We start from the raw sequence: 16,995 nt of genomic DNA on the forward strand, positions 1-16,995 counted from the left end.
TGGACTCCCTCGTCTTCAGTTCGCGATTCGCCTGCTCTTCACGATCAGGAATGTGACCGCTCGCACATTTTTTGTGACTCGATGAGTATCGGTGCAGATTCTTGGCACGACAATGACAAATCCCGCACCACATAGGTGCAAAAATGCAGATATGACTCTCGGACTGAGCCCGGACGACCTACTGGTGCTTCTCGCGGTCGGTCGCACCGGGCGCTTCAACACCGCCGCCGACGACCTGGGCCTCAATCACACCACTATCTCGCGCCGCATCTCCTCGCTCGAGAAGAGCCTCGGCGGCCGTGTCCTGGTTCGCTCGTCCGGCGGCTGGGAGTTGACCGACCTGGGCAGACAAGCCCTCAGCGCAGCCGAGCGCATCGAGGCTGCGGTGAACGAACTGGCACTCGACTCCACCGGTCAGCAGCAACTCGACGGCGTCGTGCGGGTCTCGGCCACCGACGGCTTCAGCGCCTACATCGCGGCCCCCGCCGGCGCCGCGGTTCGCAGACGCCATCCCCGTGTCAGCGTGGAGATAGTTGTCGCAACCAGAAAGGCGTCACAGATACGCTCGGGGCTCGACATCGAGGTTGTGGTCGGCAAGCCTCAAGTTCACCGCGCCGAGGCAGTCCATCTGGCCGACTATGCGCTGGGCTTGTACGCATCCCGAGACTATCTACGTCAGAATGCTGTTCCCGAGAGTGCCGCAGATCTGGCCGATCACTCGCTCGTGTACTTCATCGACTCGATGCTGCAGGTCGACGAACTCGATCTGGCTCGCAAGCTCACGGTCTCCATGAGGGAGGCCGTCACGTCCACCAACGTGTTCGTGCACATCGAGGCAACGCGGGCCGGCGCAGGTATCGGCCTACTCCCCTGCTTCATGGCCGAGCAGCACGAAGATTTGATTCGCGTGCTACCGGCTCACATCGAGGTCAGACTTTCCTACTGGTTGGTGGCCCGTTCGGAATCTCTGCGACGCCCGGAAGTGGCGGCTGTGGTGACGACTCTCCGAGAGACTGTGGATCGCAAGCGGTCTCAACTACTCGGCTCGCCCCGGACGAACGAAGCGCTCAGTCGAGAGTCGAACGATGCTGAACGATGACTTTGCGTGCCAACTCGGCGATCTTGACGTTCATGTTCTGCGAGGTTCGCACCAGGATGTCGAAGGCCTCGTCGTCGGACACACGATGTAGTCCCATCAACAGACCAACTGCCTGACCGATTTCTCGGCTGCTGGCCAGACCGCGCCGCAACGAATCGGCATCCTCGCCTCGCGTGAGCGCAGTGACTGCCACGGACGCAAACGACGCCAACATGATCGCGTGGTCGGCAGCGGATTCCGTGAAAGCCCCCGGAGTATCCGAGAAGAGGTTGAGGGCACCGAACTTCTGACGATCGACCATCAGTCGGAACCCCATCGATCCGCGAATGGGTGTCTCCGCCACTACTTTCCGAGCGAATTCAGGCCACTGACTCGGTGTGCGAAGGTCCGACTCGAGTTGCGGCGCCTCCGTGTCGAGGGCGTCGATGCACGGCCCCTCCCCCGTGGCCCGCTCGAGATCGTCTGCGTGCTCGGCAATCTCGTCGCTTGCCGCTACCGTGACGTTGGTGTTTCCCCGTCGCAGCATCAGGCTTGCGTGATCGCAACCGGGAATCAACTCGACAGCCGCCGAACAAATCGCGGAGTACACCTCGGCGCTGTCTGCTGCGGAGTAGAGGATCTCCGCCAACGCCGCGAACACTGCCTTGGGATCTGTCAGTGCTTGGTCGCGCTCAGCCATCTCCATACACCTCGGGGTCTACCGTTCATCGAATTCTTCATCGAACGGTACAAACCTTACTTACTCGAGCGGATAGGGTCGCCGCCCCTGGCCGATTCCCGGCCGTCCGTCCCCTGAAAAGCTTCCGTGGCTGCGCGGTGATGCAGAGCCGTCACGGTGGTGATCTGCTTGGATACCAGGTCGTTGAGCTCGCGGTACTGCTCCTCCGTCTCCCCGGCCGGAATGTCTCGCAAGACCTCCCACATCGCACTCTTGCCACACAGAGCCGTCCGCATGATCTCGAGTGTCGCCAGCTTCACGAGGCGGTTGCGCCAGATGGCGTCGACGTGGACGAGACGTCTGATCCGATTGACCGTCGCGTCGATCTTCGAGTACCGCGGCAGCGATATGCCCTGCGTGTCCTCGATCAGTTGGAGCAACTGTTCGATCTCGTACTCGAGCTCGCCCGGCAACGAATCCAACTCACCGTCAGCCCAGGTGCCGTACGAGTCCGAGAGCGACCGTGAGAGTTGCAGCCCTACCATCGCCCCGCACAGGTGAGTGACCAGATAGCCGGTAGCTATGTGTTCCTCAGCAGATCGCGACCGATTACCGAACATTGGGATCCTCCTGGGCGACGCTCGACCGGTCTGTGCTGACACGGGTGGTGATTCGACACCCGTCTACCCACGGCGGACCGAGAACAAACGACAGGCGACTCAAACGCGATCCGGCACCACGACGACAGGCTCGAGGATCTCGGCCCTCGACTCCGGCGCTGCGGCGCGCAAGGCGTCGGCCGACTCGTCGTCCGGTTGGGTCTGAGACTCGATTTCCGCTTCGACGCGCGCTCGATACGTGTCGACCTCGCGTTCGACGGTGGCGGCATCCCAACCGAGAATCGGGGCCACCAAGCCGGCGACCTGCTGCGCGCAGTTGACACCGCGATGCGGATATTCGATGGCGATGCGCATGCGGCGGGCAAGGATGTCGTCGAGGTGCAGTGCCCCCTCGGCCGCAGCCGCGTACACAGCCTCGACCTGAAGGTAATCGGGGGCATCTGTGATCGGCTGCAACAACTCCGGCGTCTGTCGGCCGAGTTCGAGGACCTCCGTGATGAGTGAACCGTAGCGGTCGAGCAAGTGCTTGACGCGATACGGATGCAAGCCGTACTGCTCGCCCAGTTGCACAGTCTGATTGATCAACGCGAAGTATCCGTCGGCGCCGACGAGCGGCACCTTCTCCGTGATCGACGACGCCACTCGCGCCGGAATGTCTTCTGCTGCGACATCGACGGCGTCTTCCGCCATGACCCGATACGTCGTGTACTTTCCACCGGCGATGGCGACCAGGCCTGGAGCCACACGGGCAACGGCGTGCTCGCGCGACAGCTTCGACGTCTCGTCGCTCTCACCGGCAAGCAGCGGACGCAGGCCTGCGTAGACACCGTCGATGTCGGCGTGCGTCAGCGGCGTGACCAGGACGGAGTTCACGTGACCGAGGATGTAGTCGATATCTGCTTTGGTTGCCGCTGGGTGAGCGAGATCCAAGTTCCAGTCGGTGTCCGTGGTGCCGATGATCCAGTGACTGCCCCACGGAATGACGAACAGCACCGACTTCTCGGTACGCAGGATGATGGCGGCTTCACTGACGATGCGATCGCGTGGGACGACGATGTGTACGCCCTTCGAGGCCCGCACCCGGAACCGTCCACGCTGACGTGAGAGCGCTTGGATCTCGTCCGTCCAGACACCGGTCGCGTTGATGACGACATGCCCCTTGACCTCGGCGGTACGTCCGTCTTCGCAGTCGCGAACACGAACTCCCGAGACCCGGTCCGCCTCGCGCAGAAAGCCCACGACCTGGGTCGACGTTCGAACGACTGCGCCGTAATGTGCAGCGGTGCGTGCGACGGTCATGGTGTGCCGAGCATCGTCGACGACCGTGTCGTAGTACTGGATGCCACCGGTCAGCGAACTGCGCTTGAGACTCGGCGACATGCGCAGTGCGCCCGCCCGGGTGAGGTGTTTCTGGGAGGGGACCGACTTTGCGCCACCCATCCGGTCGTAGAGGAAGATTCCCGCGGCCATGTACGGGCGTTCCCACACGCGGTGAGCCAAGGGGAAGAGGAACTTCAGGGGCTTGACCAGGTGCGGCGCCAGCGTGGTCAGCGAGAGTTCGCGCTCACGCAACGCCTCACGAACGAGACCGAATTCGAGTTGCTCGAGATAGCGGAGACCGCCGTGGAACATCTTCGACGAGCGGCTGGACGTGCCGGATGCGTAGTCACGAGCCTCGACCAACGCAACCTTGAGTCCGCGGGTTGCCGCATCGAGTGCAGCTCCGACACCGACCACACCGCCACCGACCACGACGACGTCGAATTGCTCGGTCTGAAGTTGTTCCCAAGCAGCTTCACGCTGCTGCGGGCCGAGAAACTGCGCACCTTGCTGCTTACTCAACCCGGTCTCCTGTAAGTCGACGACGAATCCGTTTACAGGCTAGTAGCTTGATCCACATACTGCGACAGCGCACGGATTACCGCGAACGCGCCCGAACCTAGGAGCACAGTGAATCAATACATCGCCGCCATCGACCAAGGCACGACGTCGAGCCGCTGCATGATCTTCGATCACGACGGCGCTGTGGTGAGCGTTGCGCAGAAAGAACACGAACAGATTTTCCCGCGCGCCGGTTGGGTCGAGCACGACCCGGTTGCGCTGTGGATCAACACCCGAGAGGTGGTCGCCGGAGCGCTCGCGAAGGTCGATCTCACACGCGCCGACATCGGTGCCGTCGGAATCACGAATCAGCGTGAGACGACCGTCGTTTGGGAGCGTTCGACGGGCAAGCCGGTCTACAACGCGATCGTGTGGCAGGACACGCGCACCGATCAACTGTGCGTCGAACTGGGCGGAGACGAGGGGCCGGACAAGTACCGAGACAAGACCGGACTACCGCTCTCGACCTACTTCGCCGGGCCGAAGATCCGCTGGATTCTCGACAACGTCGACGGAGCGAGAGACAAAGCGGAGGCCGGGGAGCTGTGCTTCGGCACTGTCGACACGTGGATCGTGTGGAACTTGACCGAGGGTGTTCACGTGACAGATGTCACCAATGCGTCACGCACGATGCTCATGGATCTCGAGACCCTCCAGTGGGACGAATCGATCTGTGCGGACTTCGGAATCCCGATGTCGATGCTCCCGGAAATCCGTAGTTCTTCCGAGGTGTACGGCACCGGCCGCCCTCGCGGCAATCTCGCCGGCGTACCGGTCGCCGGAATTCTCGGTGACCAACAGGCAGCGACCTTCGGTCAGGCCTGCCTCTCCGAGGGTGAAGCCAAGAACACCTACGGCACCGGCAATTTCATGCTTCTCAACACGGGAACGAAGCCGGTTCACAGCAAGCACGGACTGCTGACCACCGTCTGCTACAAACTCGGCGAAGCCCCCGCCGTCTATGCACTCGAAGGTTCCGTCGCGGTGACGGGATCCTTGGTCCAGTGGCTTCGGGACAATCTCGGAATCATTCAGAACGCCAAGGACATCGAGCCGCTCGCCGCAAGTGTCGACGACAACGGCGGCGCCTACTTCGTGCCCGCGTTCTCCGGACTGTTCGCACCTCGGTGGCGACCGGACGCACGCGGCGTCATCGTCGGCCTGACGCGCTTCGTCAACAAGGGACACCTTGCCCGCGCGGCACTCGAGGCGACGGCATACCAAACCCGCGAGGTCATCGACGCGATGCGTGCGGATTCGGGCGTCGAACTGTCCGCCCTGAAGGTCGACGGCGGCATGGTGGTCAACGAAACCCTGATGCAGTTCCAGTCGGACATCCTCGGAGTTCCCGTCATCCGTCCGGTGGTCAACGAAACAACAGCACTCGGTGCTGCATACGCAGCGGGCCTTGCCATCGGTTATTGGGCGGACACCGAAGACATCCGCAACAACTGGGCCGTCGGCCAGACGTGGGAACCGGCGATGAACGAGTCCGAACGAGCACGGCTGTACGCGGAGTGGAACAAGGCCGTCGAAAGGACGTACAACTGGTCCGAGTAATCACCCCGATCGCTCGGACTGACACCGGCTCCCCCGTCAGACATCTTCCATACCGGAACAGTTGATCCTGGTCGCCTATTGATACTCCAGAGGTATCAATAGGCGACCAACTTGGTATTGGACGTGACCTACACCACTCTGCGAATCTCATTCAGGCGCGCCACGTTTCGGCGCCGCGAATGATGCAGAGAAAGGTCGCCACGCATGAGTTCACCCTCTCGCAGTTCCGAGGAGATCAACGCCAAGGCACGAAGAGCCGGTATCGCTTCGTTCATCGGAACCACTATCGAGTGGTACGACTTCTACATCTACGGCACCGCAGCTGCCTTGGTGTTCGGCGACATCTTCTTCTCCGACACTCTCCCGAGCGGAGTCGGAACGCTTCTCGCCTTCATCACTCTGTGGGCAGGCTTCCTCGCCCGGCCGATCGGCGGGATCATCTTCGGACACCTCGGCGACCGGATCGGACGCAAGAACACTCTGGTCATCACCTTGATGATGATGGGCGTCGCCACCGTCGGCATCGGACTCCTTCCCACCTATGCACAGGTAGGGATCTGGGCGCCGATCGGCCTGGTCACCCTTCGCGTCATCCAGGGAGTCGCGGTCGGTGGCGAGTGGGGCGGCGCAGTGCTCATCGCCAGCGAGAACGCACCGAAGGGCAAGAGCATCCTCTACTCCGCGTTCGCTCAACAGGGCTCCCCCGCGGGAAATCTGTTGGCCACCATCGCATTCTTCCTGCTGTCTTCGATGCCGATTCCGTCATTCCTCCTCTACGGCTGGCGAATCCCATTTCTCGTTTCGGCAGGCCTGGTCATTCTCGGGATGATCATTCGCCTCAAACTCGAAGAGTCCGACGAGATGAAAGCCGTTCTCGCCCGCAAGAAGGTCGTCAAACTTCCGCTCGCCGAAGTGTTGCGCAAGCATTGGGTACTGGTTCTCCTCGGCGCCGGCGCACTCCCCCTCGCACAGGTCACTTACTTCAAGAACACCTTCGCATTGTCCTGGGCTACGAAAGAACTCGGATACGACCGAGGAACCTTCCTCGCCGCCATCGCGATCGCACTTGTCGTGCAGTTCATCGTCCAACCGTTCGGCGCCGTCCTGGTCTCCAAGATTGACATGCGAAAAGCTATGTGTCTGATGGTGATACCGGAGTTCGTTCTCATGCCCGCGATGTTCTTCGCCATCAGAACCGGGAACTTCACCATTGCAGTCGTCGCGATGTGTCTGGCCACGATCCCGCACTCGATGTTCTACGGCGCGATCGCCGGCGTTCTCGCTCGGGCTTTCCCCGCCAACATCCGCTACACCGGTCTGTCGACGGCGTACCAACTGTGTTCCCTCATCGTCGGCGGCGGAACTCCGGTACTGGCGCAGTGGATGCTCAACACCTCCGGCAACATCGTCGGGGTCGCGATCGTGTCCGGGCTGTACGCACTTGTCTCGCTGATCTGCACCCTTCTCCTGCTCCGCCGTACCGGATACAACGCAAGCGAACTCTCGACGGCCGAGCAGGCGGATTACGACGAACTCGAACTCGAGAACACCCTTGCCGAAACTGCGAACTCGTCGAAATCCGAAGCGGGTGAAATTCCTTCAGGTCGGGCAACCGTCTAAGCCAGGGACGGCAGCGCCTGCTCGGACAATTTCAACACTTCGAGAAGAGCAGGTCTGTCGTCTCCCTCTCGCCAGGCGATACGCAGTTGAAGAGGAGGAGGTGGATCCATGACGGGAACAAAGACCACATCCGGGTTCACGATGCTCTGGGCTACCGAGGAAATGGTCAACGAGCATCCGATTTCCGCGGACACCAGCGCGATCAACGACATCGAATCCGGTGCCGTCTGCACGATTCGGGCGAGGAACCCTGCGTTCTTCGACGCAGTGAGCAGAGATTCCCGCAGAATCGACCCGGGTTCCGCCGGAAGCGTCACCCAATTCTCGGACTCCAATTCGATCAACCGAACCGAGTCCCTCGACGCCAACGGGTGGTCTTTCGACATGGCAACCAGAAAGTCCTCCTCAGCGATCAGCCTCGACGTGATCCCGAGCGGTGGGACGGTCCACCGCACCATCCCGATGTCGAGTCGTCGATCGAGCAGCATCAACAACGCCTCGTTCGCGAAAGCGGAACTGTCGAGCACGAATTCGATACCGGGATTGGTCTTTCTCACCAATTTCGCCCACCGCCCGACGAGCAGATGCGACGAGGTACCCGCAAAACCCAGGCGAACGCGACCTGTCGTTCCCTTGCCTGCCGCGGACACCGCGATCTCGGCCATCCGGCACGCGTCCAGTATCTCGCGCGCCGGAAGCAGCAGCGCTTCGCCGGCAGCAGTCAACCGCACGGTTCGAGTACTTCGATCGAACAACGGCGAACCGAGCTGTTTCTCGAATTGCCTGATCGTTCGACTCAGTGGCGGTTGCGCAATCCGAAGCCGCTGCGCCGCACGGCCGAAATGTAGCTCCTCAGCCACCGCGAGAAATGCGTTGATCTGATGAATTTCCACCCGACATTGTTGCGCCACGCCGGCCGACCCTGTCAAGTTTCCGAAACCGACCGAGTGCGCGAGAGAACAAGAAGAGGTACACACGTGGACAAGACCCTCTCGATGAAAGAGGCCATCGGTCGATACGTCGGAGACGGCATGACTGTTGCGCTGGAGGGATTTTCGCATCTCATCCCCTTTGCCGCGGCACACGAGATCATCCGGCAGGGCAGGAAGGACCTCACGCTGTGCCGAATGACGCCGGACATCGTTTCCGATCAGCTCGTCGCCGCCGGCTGCGTCCGAAAGCTGGTTGCATCGTTCTTCGCCAGCGGGTCCGCGGGGTCTCTGTACGAGTTACGCAGACGCATCGAGAACCAGGACCCGCTCCCCCTCGAGGTCGAGGAATACAGCCACTACGGCATGGTCTGCCGGTATCAGGCTGGAGCCGCCAGGCTTCCTTTCTTCCCTCTACGGTCGTACGCCGGGAGTGATCTGCCCGCGCTCAACCCGCAACTGAGACTCGTCGACGACCCGTACGGCGGCGGGAGCGTCTACGTCGTGCCGCCACTGAATCCGGATGTGGCGATCATCGGTGCACAGCGGGCGGATTCGTCCGGGAACGCACAGATCTGGGGCATCGCCGGTGTGCAGCAAGAAGCCGTGTACGCCGCGAAGAAGGCGATCGTCGTTGTCGAAGAACTGGTCGACGACGAGGTCATCAGGTCCGACCCCAGCCGAACTCTGATTCCCTCGCACGCGGTCGACGCGGTTGTCGTCTGCCCGCGCGGCGCGCACCCGTCGTACGCACAGGGATACTACGACCGCGATTGCGGCTTCTACCGACGCTGGACCGAAATCTCCAAAGATCCTTCACGGCTGAGAGATTGGCTCGACGATTGGGTGTACGCACTCGACAGTCACAGCGAGTATCTCGCCAAACTCGGAGCAGACTACTGGACCGATCTCGAAGTCGGATCAAAACTTTCCACACCTGTCGACTACGGGAGCAGACTATGACCACCACGATCGACACCGGGGCTACCACCTCCACCGAGACCATCGTCGCCGTCGCGGCACGCGAATTGGCCGGTAAGCGCCGAGTCTTTGCCGGAGTTGGGCTACCCACGCTCGCAGTCGATCTCGCGAGGCACACGTCGAATCCGGACGTCGAGCTGATCTACGAGTCCGGGGTGTGCGGCGCGCACCCGTCAGCCATGGCCGAGGGTATCGCCGACTCCGTGGTTGTCTCCGGCGCCGAATCCGTGCTGAGCATGGCCGCGCTCTTCGGCTATGTCCTGCAAGGTGGCAACGTCGACGTCGGATTTCTCGGGGCCGCTCAAATCGATCGAACGGGCAGTCTGAACACGAGTTTCATCGGTGACTGGAAGAATCCGACGGTCAGACTGCCCGGAGCGGGCGGAGCTGTCGAGATCATCGCGAACGCCGCCGAAATCTTCGTCGTGATGCGTCGCCACGACCTCAGTTCCTTTCCGGCCGAGCTCGACTTCTGCACCTCGCCAAGCCCCGCCCGCGCCCTCGCCAGCGGAAAGGGCATCATGCCGGCAGGTGCAGGAGTGACCAAGGTATTCACCAACCTCGGCGTCCTGACACACCAGGGCCCCGGCGGCGAACTGGAGTTGACCAGCGTCCACGAGGGAATCTCTGTCGATCAGGTACGGGAGTCGACGGGATGGGACCTGGCCGTCGCCGACCATGTCACCGTCACCACCCCACCGTCGAGCACGGAGATCGATCTGCTCCGCAACACGATCGACAAGGTCAGGCTGTACCTGCGCTGAGACTGTCCCGGAGCCTGCCGACGGCATCGACCAGCACGGCTTCGGGATACGTCGCGAAACACAGTCGAGCGCTTCGGCTGAGGTCCGCTTCGACTGCGAACGCCGAACCTGGGACAAAAGCGACTCCGTATTTCAGTGCGACCCCCAGGAGTTCGGTGGTATCGACGTCGTCGAGAAAATCCATCCAGCAGAACATACCGCCGCGGACCTCGGAAAAGCGTGCACGACCACCCAATTCCGTCTCGGCGGCCGTGACCATTGCCTTCGCCCTGGCTCCGTATCCCGCCCGGAGCTTGTCGAGATGCGCGTCGAACCACTCGCGGTCGGAGAAGAGGTCAGCGGCGATCTGCTGGGTGAGCGAAGAACCGCACAGATCAGCGCCTTGCTTGATCAGTTCGACGGCCTCGCAGACTCGCCGATCGCCGTGCAGCCAGCCGACGCGCAGCGCCGGCGCCAACACCTTGGAGGCACTGGACAGCCGAATCACCCTGTCCGACAGTGCAGCCAGCGGCGCGGGCGGTTGGTCGCCGAAGTACAGCTCGCCGTACGGGTCGTCCTCGAGAACCCAGAATCCGTATCGGTCGGCCAGTGCGGCCAGGTGCGTTCGGCGCTGCGCGGAGAGCACCGCGCCGCGCGGGTTGTGGAAATTGCTCACGGTGTGAACAACTTTGGGCCGAAGACCGGCGTCGAGTTTGGCCTCGAGCGCGGCAATGTCCATCCCGTCCTCGTCCAGCCGGACCGGAACGAGACGGGCCTGCGCCGTCCGAAAGACCTGCAGCGCACCGGTATACGCCGGTTCCTCCACGACAACGACGTCACCGACATCGAGGAGCACCTGCGCGAGCAAGCTCAAACCTTGCTGAGAACCGTGTGTGATCACAACTTCGGACGCGTCGAGTGATCGCCCGATTTTCGTGGATTCGCGCTCGGCGATCACCTCACGGAGGCGCCGCAGGCCGGAGGTCTCGCCGTACTGGACGGACGAGGGGTCACCGAGTGCGTCGTGTGCCGCCTTCGAGATTCGTTCCCGCGGAATGAAATCGGGATCGGGTAGCCCGCCGGCCAAACTGATGACGTCGGGTCGGGCAGTCAGGGTGAGTAGATCGCGAATTGCAGAACTACGGAGTCCGTCCATACGAGCGGACAGCGCGGCGTGTGTCATGTGAAGCTCCCAGGCACGCAGAATGAAGGTCAGAGGAATAACACCCTGAGCCGTCCTGGGTCAACGGGGCGGGAGAGCGCCGAGATACCGACCCTTGATTCGGCCGGTATCTCGACTATCTCACCAATACTTCAGTATGTGAAACAGAGTTCTCACATTGTAAGAAAATTCTGGTCGGTTGTCAGTCCAGGTCGTCGTGACGCATGAGCTGACGAGCAGCTTCGGTGATCGACCCGGTCAACGACGGGTACACCGAGAACGTCTGAGCCAGGTCGTTGACCGTCAAGTTGTTCTGCACAGCGATCGCGATCGGCAGGATCAGTTCCGAAGCGGTGGGTGCGACCACAACACCGCCGATGACCACGCCGGTAGCCGGGCGGCAGAAGATTTTCACGAAACCGCGACGCAAACCGGACATCTTGGCACGCGGGTTGGTGTTGAGCGGCAGCATGACGGTGCGAGCAGGCACCTCTCCGTTGTCGATCGCCGCCTGCGAAACACCCACCGTTGCAATTTCGGGGCGCGTGAAGACGGCCGACGCGACAGTCTTCAGCTTGATCGGGCTGACGCCTTCACCGAGTGCGTGGTACATCGCGATGCGTCCCTGCATCGCCGCCACCGAGGCGAGCGGAAGAAGCCCGGTGCAGTCACCGGCTGCGTAGATTCCGGAAACCGTGGTGCGCGAAACCCGGTCGACACGCAGGTATCCACCCTTGTCCAACTCGATGCCGACCCGTTCCAGGCCGAGACCGTTGGTGTTGGGAACGGAACCGACGGTCATCAAAGCGTGGCTTCCTTCGACCGTGCGGCCGTCGGAGAGCTTGACGACGATGCCCTTCTCGGTGCGCTCGACGGCGTCCGCGCGGGCATGCTTGACGAGGGAGACGCCGCGCTCGGCGAGGGCGTCCTCGAGTACAAGTGCCGCATCGGCATCCTCGCCGGGCAGAACACGGTCACGACTGGACACGAGAGTGACCTTGACGCCCATCTCGGTGTACGCGGAGACGAACTCGGCACCGGTGACACCGGAACCGACCACGACCAGGTGCTCGGGCAGCTCGTCCAAGTCGTAGAGCTGACGCCACGTCATGATTCGCTCACCGTCGGGCTCGGCTCCCGGGATGATGCGGGGGCTGGCGCCGGTGGCGATCAACACGACGTCTGCGTCGATGGTCTTCTGCTCGCCGCTTCCGAGCGTCGCGCGAACCTGGTGCGCCGCCATTCCGAGGAGCGGATCGGTGAGTTCGGCGGTGCCGGAGAGAACCTCGACACCAACCGTCTGCAACCGTGCGCGAATGTCCGAGGACTGGGACAACGCGAGACTCTTGACTCGGGAATGGATCTTCGGCAGTGAAACCGAAGCCTGCTCCGGATCCAAGGTGATGCCGAGATCGGATGCACGACGCATGTCGGTGCGGATTCCGGTGGACGCGATGAATGTCTTCGACGGAACACAGTCGAACAGCACACACGCACCGCCGACGCCGTCCGAATCGACCAGGGTGACCGTGGCCCCGTGCTGCGCGGCTACCAGTGCCGCCTCGTAGCCGGCGGGTCCGCCACCGATGATCACGATCCGGGTCATGTGTCCTCCAAGTCCTCGCGTGGCCGGCAGGGGTCTCCCGTCGACCAGTGTCACGCTATTCGAGCACTACGTGTCGCGCAGTGCTTGTACCAGATTACTTGCGTCCGGTGGTCCGCTTCGCCACACCCTCGGACCACGGTTTAGGCTTGCGCCCGTGTCGATTTATGCCGCTTACGGTTCCAACATGCATCCCGAGCAGATGTTGTTGCGCTGCCCACACTCGCCCATGTCCGGGACAGGGTGGCTGCGAGGCTGGCGCCTGACCTTCAGCGGCGAGGACATCGGCTGGGAGGGCGCTCTCGCCACCGTCGTCGAAGATCCTGACTCCAGTGTTTTCGTGGTTCTCTACGACGTCCCGGAAGAGGACGAAGTAAGCCTGGACCGCTGGGAAGGCGCCGAACTGGGTCTGCACCGCAAGATCCGAGTACGGGTCGACACGGCCGGCGATGCAGTCCTCGCGTGGCTCTATGTCATGGATGCGTACGAAGGCGGACTGCCGTCCGCCCGCTACATCGGTGTGATGGCCGACGCTGCCGAGATTGCCGGAGCGCCGGCCGAGTACGTGCGTGAACTGCGGACGCGAAACAGCCGCAATGTGGGTCCGGGTAACGGAGTTACCGATTAAGCGCTGTAACGGAGTGACCGATTAAGCGCTGTAACGGAGTGACGGACTAGATCGCCGTCCTGCTCAAAGCAGCAGGAAATACGCGAGCACCGCGAGTGCCGCGAGCACGACCACAATCGCGACTCCGACGAGAATGCGCTTCGAACCGCGCGACGCCGATTCGCCTGCGACAACTGCAGTTTCCGGCTCGGCTGTTGCCACCCCGGCTGCGGTTTCAGCCGCCACCTTCTCGCGTCCCAGAGTGTCGAACACCTCGGTCACGTCATGTGAAGGCGGCAACCCGATCGGCACGATCGTGTGCGACGTCGAGGTGAATCCGGCAGCGAGGATTGCAGCTCCCAGCGCGGCCGACTGCTCGGGTCCTGGACCGAGTTCACATCTGACACCGAGCTTTTCGGCAATCCCGGCAGCTATGGACATCATGGCTGCTTTGTCCGTCGCCGGTTCTCCGTCACCGGTGACGACTACGGCGTCCAGGTTCTCCGGCATCCAGCCGAACGCACCGAGGGCCGTCGCGAGGCGTGAACTCGGCGAACTCCCGTCGCCGGCAAAGCCGAATGCGCGGCCCGCGGCGACACCCGAACGCACCAGTGTGACTGCTGCTCCGGTGTCGTCCACGTGATAGATGCCGATGAGCGTGCCGGCGAGCGCCGCGATTTCCGACTCGAACCACGCCGAAACCGCCTCGGCATCCGAGACGAGTGTGACTCGTTCGAGGCCCGCGTAGACCAGAGAATCCTGCATGAGAGCGGCAGTGGACGAGTCCCAGCGCGACGGGTACGTGGCGACGATGTCGGGGGCTCCCCCGCTCCGGCCACCGCGATCGGGCAGCGGCTCACATTCCTGCAGCAGACAGCGAATCGAGGTCGCCACCAAATCCTCGGCGCGGTAACGAGTATCGGCCGTTCCTGCGACGCCACTCGGGTCCCCGACGCGACCGACAAAACCCGACCAGCTCTCGGCGAACTCACGACCGGCACCCAGTTGCTCGGTGCCACCGAGCACCGTCGTTCCGTCCTTGCGTTGATTGAGGATCGTGTCCCGAACCAACACCACCGGATCGGCCGAACCCGGATCGTTCGACGCAACGACAGCCGTCGACACCAATGTGCCGATTCGCACTCCCACACCTATGGACATGCCCGTACCTTCACTCGAACGAACGAAAAACGGTACCCCCGACGGGAACCGGAACTATCCCAGAACCAGGCTCGTGAGAACCTTCACACCGACGCCGAGTGCACGCTCGTCGAGATCGAAAGTGGGTTGGTGGATGTCGAGCTGATCGCCTTCACCCGACCACACACCGAGCCGCGCCATGGCACCCGGCACGGTTTCGAGGTACCACGAAAAGTCTTCGCCACCACCGGATTGCGGGGTGTCCGCCAGAGCATCTTGTCCGACGGTCGCGATGGCGTCCTCGAACATCCGGGTGGACACCTCGTCGTTGACGACCGGTGGCACTCCGCGACGATAGTTGAGTTGGTAGCGAACGCCGGTGGGTGCGAGCAATCCGTGGACGATTTCTTCCACGAGCGGTTCGAGCAACTCCCACGTGTCGTGATCGCCGGTACGTACCGTGCCCGTCATCATGCCGGTCTGCGGAATCGCGTTGGGCGCCTGACCTGCACTGACCGCGCCCCACACCATGACGGTGCCGGTACGCGGATCGATACGACGGCTGAGCATTCCAGGCAGCCCGGTCACGACTGTGCCGAGTGCGTAGATCAGATCCGTGGTCAGGTGCGGCCTCGACGTGTGCCCACCCGGAGAATCGAGGACGACCTCGATGGTGTCTGCAGCAGAGGTGATCGCGCCCAGACGCATGCCCACCTGGCCTGCCTCGAGTCGCGGATCGCAGTGCAGAGCAAAGATTCTGGACACACCGTCGAGCGCGCCGGCCGCGATGACGTCGAGTGCTCCGCCTGGCATGACTTCCTCGGCGGGCTGGAAGATCAGCCGAACCCCGACGGGAAGTTCGGGCAGCGTGGCCAGAGCCAGTCCGGCGCCGAGCAGGATGGTGGTGTGGGCGTCGTGCCCGCACGCATGGGACACACCGGGGACCGTGGACGAATACGTCGCCCCTGTCGCTTCCTGCATCGGCAAAGCGTCCATGTCGGCGCGGAGTGCGATTCGCGGACCTTCCGGTCCGATGTCGCACGTGAGGCCGGTGCCACCGGGAAGGATCTTCGGCGACAGCCCGGCGGCAGTGAGGCGGGTCGCGACGAATTCGGTGGTCGCGTATTCGCGGCGAGCCAACTCCGGGTTGGCATGGATGTGTCGACGCCACGCGACGAGGTCGTCGGTGTGCGCGTGAATCCACGTATCGATTGCCGCGTTCACCGGCGATCTACCCCTTCCAACAGACGGGCGCGTTGTTCTGGATCGGACGCTACCCGGACAGCAGTGCGGGCCAACGCAATTGCACCGTCGACTACCGCTCGATCTGCGGAGGTGGTGATACACGCCGCCGCGAACTCCGGCTGATGTGTCACTGCCCCCGATGAATCCAAGCCTATGACCGGGTGAATTCCCGGAATCACATTGGTCACATTACCCATATCCGTACTACCCAGCGGACGGGAGCGCTCCCATTCCACCGCCAGTGGGACCCGTCCGAGATCGACGATCTGTTCACGGTACGCCGCCGCCAGCCACGGATCGGGGGTCAACTCGGTGTAAGTGGGCGATACCGTGCGGATTTCGTGGGTGCATCCGGTGCCGAGTGCGCCCGAGGCGAAGCAGGCGTCAGCACGCTCGGACAGATTGGCCAACGACGCGGCCGTCTCGGCACGCAGGTAGTAGAGCAGTTCGGACCGGGCCGGAACGATGTTGGGAGCCGTGCCGCCGTCACTGACGATTCCGTGAATCTGCTGGCCTGGCTGCAGGTGCTGACGCAACAGTCCGACCGCCACCTGAGCGAGCGTCGCCGCGTCGGCGGCATTACGACCGAATTCAGGCGCAGCAGACGCATGCGCCTCGCGACCGTGATAGCTGACCGCGATGTCCGCCAGGGCCAGGGAGGTGGCACCGATAATGTCGATCGGTCCTGGATGAACCATCATGGCCGCGCCGACGCCGTCGAATGCACCACGATCGAGCATCAGAACTTTGCCGCCACCGGTTTCCTCCGCCGGAGTACCGATCACTCGGACGGTGATCCCCAGTTCATCGGCCACGGTAGCCAACGCGATGCCGGCTCCGACCGCAGCTGCGGCAATGATGTTGTGCCCACAGGCATGACCGATCTCGGGCAGCGCGTCGTACTCGGCGCAGATCGCGATGACCAACTCTCCGCTGCCGTAGGTGGCATCGAAAGCCGTCGGCAGATCGACGATCCCGCGAGTGACCGCGAAACCGTGCTGCGCCAGCAGGTCCGACACTTTGGCAGCGCTGCGGAACTCTTCGAAGGCGAGTTCCGGGTCGCTGTGAATCGAATGCGACAGCGCAATCAGATCGGCCTCTACAGACCTGACTGCGCTGTCGACATTCTGATTCACGCGATCATTGT

The 16,995-nt window shown here is 62.7% G+C and carries 15 protein-coding genes; 6 read left to right on the forward strand and 9 right to left on the reverse strand.

From position 1 onward, the window contains the following. The first annotated feature begins 151 nt into the window (after positions 1-151). Entirely contained in the window at positions 152-1,099 is a 948-nt protein-coding gene (locus ACWF6P_RS13300; RefSeq protein ID WP_452621294.1) for a LysR family transcriptional regulator, read from the forward strand. On the opposite strand, the gene ACWF6P_RS13305 is transcribed toward ACWF6P_RS13300, so the two are convergent. From ACWF6P_RS13305 to ACWF6P_RS13315, 3 genes are all read right to left on the reverse strand, one after another. Next, positions 1,068-1,784 (reverse strand): GAF and ANTAR domain-containing protein, encoded by a 717-nt coding sequence (locus tag ACWF6P_RS13305; RefSeq protein WP_378545027.1) that lies wholly within the window; start codon positions 1,782-1,784, stop codon positions 1,068-1,070. The genes ACWF6P_RS13300 and ACWF6P_RS13305 overlap by 32 nt on opposite strands. A gap of 50 nt (positions 1,785-1,834) precedes the next feature. After that, the gene (locus ACWF6P_RS13310; protein WP_452621295.1) at positions 1,835-2,377 is read right to left on the reverse strand and encodes a hypothetical protein; all 543 of its coding nucleotides are present in this window, start codon (positions 2,375-2,377) and stop codon (positions 1,835-1,837) included. A gap of 99 nt (positions 2,378-2,476) precedes the next feature. Then, positions 2,477-4,219: a glycerol-3-phosphate dehydrogenase/oxidase gene (locus ACWF6P_RS13315; protein WP_003940825.1), complete on the reverse strand. Its 1,743-nt coding sequence runs from the start codon at positions 4,217-4,219 to the stop codon at positions 2,477-2,479. A 108-nt stretch (positions 4,220-4,327) separates the two neighbouring features. On the opposite strand from ACWF6P_RS13315, the gene glpK reads away from it, so the two are divergent. Together glpK and ACWF6P_RS13325 are read left to right on the forward strand one after the other, a co-directional pair. After that, positions 4,328-5,818, forward strand: a complete 1,491-nt coding sequence (gene glpK / locus ACWF6P_RS13320; protein ID WP_452621296.1) for a glycerol kinase GlpK — start codon at positions 4,328-4,330, stop codon at positions 5,816-5,818. Between the two features lie 204 nt (positions 5,819-6,022). Continuing rightward, the gene (locus ACWF6P_RS13325) at positions 6,023-7,438 is read left to right on the forward strand and encodes an MFS transporter (protein WP_452621297.1); all 1,416 of its coding nucleotides are present in this window, start codon (positions 6,023-6,025) and stop codon (positions 7,436-7,438) included. Here ACWF6P_RS13325 and ACWF6P_RS13330 read toward each other — a convergent pair. Next, complete coding sequence (locus ACWF6P_RS13330; RefSeq protein WP_230812442.1) at positions 7,435-8,331, reverse strand: LysR substrate-binding domain-containing protein; 897 nt, start codon at positions 8,329-8,331, stop codon at positions 7,435-7,437. The two genes, ACWF6P_RS13325 and ACWF6P_RS13330, sit on opposite strands and share 4 nt — an antisense overlap. Positions 8,332-8,415: 84 nt before the next feature. On the opposite strand from ACWF6P_RS13330, the gene ACWF6P_RS13335 reads away from it, so the two are divergent. Further along, complete coding sequence (locus ACWF6P_RS13335) at positions 8,416-9,330, forward strand: CoA transferase subunit A (RefSeq protein WP_452621298.1); 915 nt, start codon at positions 8,416-8,418, stop codon at positions 9,328-9,330. Next, a complete protein-coding gene (locus ACWF6P_RS13340; protein WP_378447682.1) occupies positions 9,327-10,112 on the forward strand; it encodes a CoA-transferase subunit beta in 786 nt (261 codons plus the stop codon). The genes ACWF6P_RS13335 and ACWF6P_RS13340 overlap by 4 nt, the downstream gene beginning before the upstream one ends. On the opposite strand, the gene ACWF6P_RS13345 is transcribed toward ACWF6P_RS13340, so the two are convergent. Further along, positions 10,093-11,274 carry an aminotransferase-like domain-containing protein gene (locus tag ACWF6P_RS13345; RefSeq protein WP_452621299.1) on the reverse strand — a complete coding sequence of 394 codons (1,182 nt, stop codon included), beginning with the start codon at positions 11,272-11,274 and terminating at the stop codon, positions 10,093-10,095. The genes ACWF6P_RS13340 and ACWF6P_RS13345 overlap by 20 nt on opposite strands. A 181-nt stretch (positions 11,275-11,455) precedes the next feature. Next, positions 11,456-12,859: an NAD(P)H-quinone dehydrogenase gene (locus ACWF6P_RS13350; RefSeq protein ID WP_230812434.1), complete on the reverse strand. Its 1,404-nt coding sequence runs from the start codon at positions 12,857-12,859 to the stop codon at positions 11,456-11,458. 154 nt (positions 12,860-13,013) lie between these two features. Here ACWF6P_RS13350 and ACWF6P_RS13355 point away from each other — a divergent pair, with 154 nt between their 5' ends. After that, positions 13,014-13,484: a gamma-glutamylcyclotransferase gene (locus ACWF6P_RS13355; protein WP_230812432.1), complete on the forward strand. Its 471-nt coding sequence runs from the start codon at positions 13,014-13,016 to the stop codon at positions 13,482-13,484. Positions 13,485-13,547: 63 nt separating this feature from the next. On the opposite strand, the gene ACWF6P_RS13360 is transcribed toward ACWF6P_RS13355, so the two are convergent. From ACWF6P_RS13360 to ACWF6P_RS13370, 3 genes are read right to left on the reverse strand one after another with little or no spacing between them, the layout of a single operon-like run. Beyond that, a complete protein-coding gene (locus tag ACWF6P_RS13360; protein WP_378447684.1) occupies positions 13,548-14,624 on the reverse strand; it encodes a hypothetical protein in 1,077 nt (358 codons plus the stop codon). Positions 14,625-14,678: 54 nt separating this feature from the next. After that, positions 14,679-15,827 carry a M20 family metallopeptidase gene (locus tag ACWF6P_RS13365; RefSeq protein ID WP_003940741.1) on the reverse strand — a complete coding sequence of 383 codons (1,149 nt, stop codon included), beginning with the start codon at positions 15,825-15,827 and terminating at the stop codon, positions 14,679-14,681. Next, on the reverse strand, positions 15,824-16,984 hold the full coding sequence (locus ACWF6P_RS13370) for a M20 family metallopeptidase (protein WP_452621300.1): 1,161 nt from the start codon (positions 16,982-16,984) through the stop codon (positions 15,824-15,826). Before ACWF6P_RS13370 ends, ACWF6P_RS13365 begins: the two co-directional genes overlap by 4 nt. Positions 16,985-16,995 lie beyond the last annotated feature (11 nt).

The organism is Rhodococcus sp. NPDC055024 (genome assembly GCF_053608585.1).

Coding starts and splice junctions, on each gene's coding strand:
- ACWF6P_RS13360 (WP_378447684.1), bottom strand. CDS start 14,624: ATGTCCATAGGTGTGGGAGTGCGAATCGGCACATTGGTGTCGACGGCT.
- ACWF6P_RS13310 (WP_452621295.1), bottom strand. CDS start 2,377: ATGTTCGGTAATCGGTCGCGATCTGCTGAGGAACACATAGCTACCGGC.
- ACWF6P_RS13325 (WP_452621297.1), top strand. CDS start 6,023: ATGAGTTCACCCTCTCGCAGTTCCGAGGAGATCAACGCCAAGGCACGA.
- ACWF6P_RS13305 (WP_378545027.1), bottom strand. CDS start 1,784: ATGGAGATGGCTGAGCGCGACCAAGCACTGACAGATCCCAAGGCAGTG.
- ACWF6P_RS13345 (WP_452621299.1), bottom strand. CDS start 11,274: ATGACACACGCCGCGCTGTCCGCTCGTATGGACGGACTCCGTAGTTCT.
- ACWF6P_RS13340 (WP_378447682.1), top strand. CDS start 9,327: ATGACCACCACGATCGACACCGGGGCTACCACCTCCACCGAGACCATC.
- ACWF6P_RS13300 (WP_452621294.1), top strand. CDS start 152: ATGACTCTCGGACTGAGCCCGGACGACCTACTGGTGCTTCTCGCGGTC.
- ACWF6P_RS13350 (WP_230812434.1), bottom strand. CDS start 12,859: ATGACCCGGATCGTGATCATCGGTGGCGGACCCGCCGGCTACGAGGCG.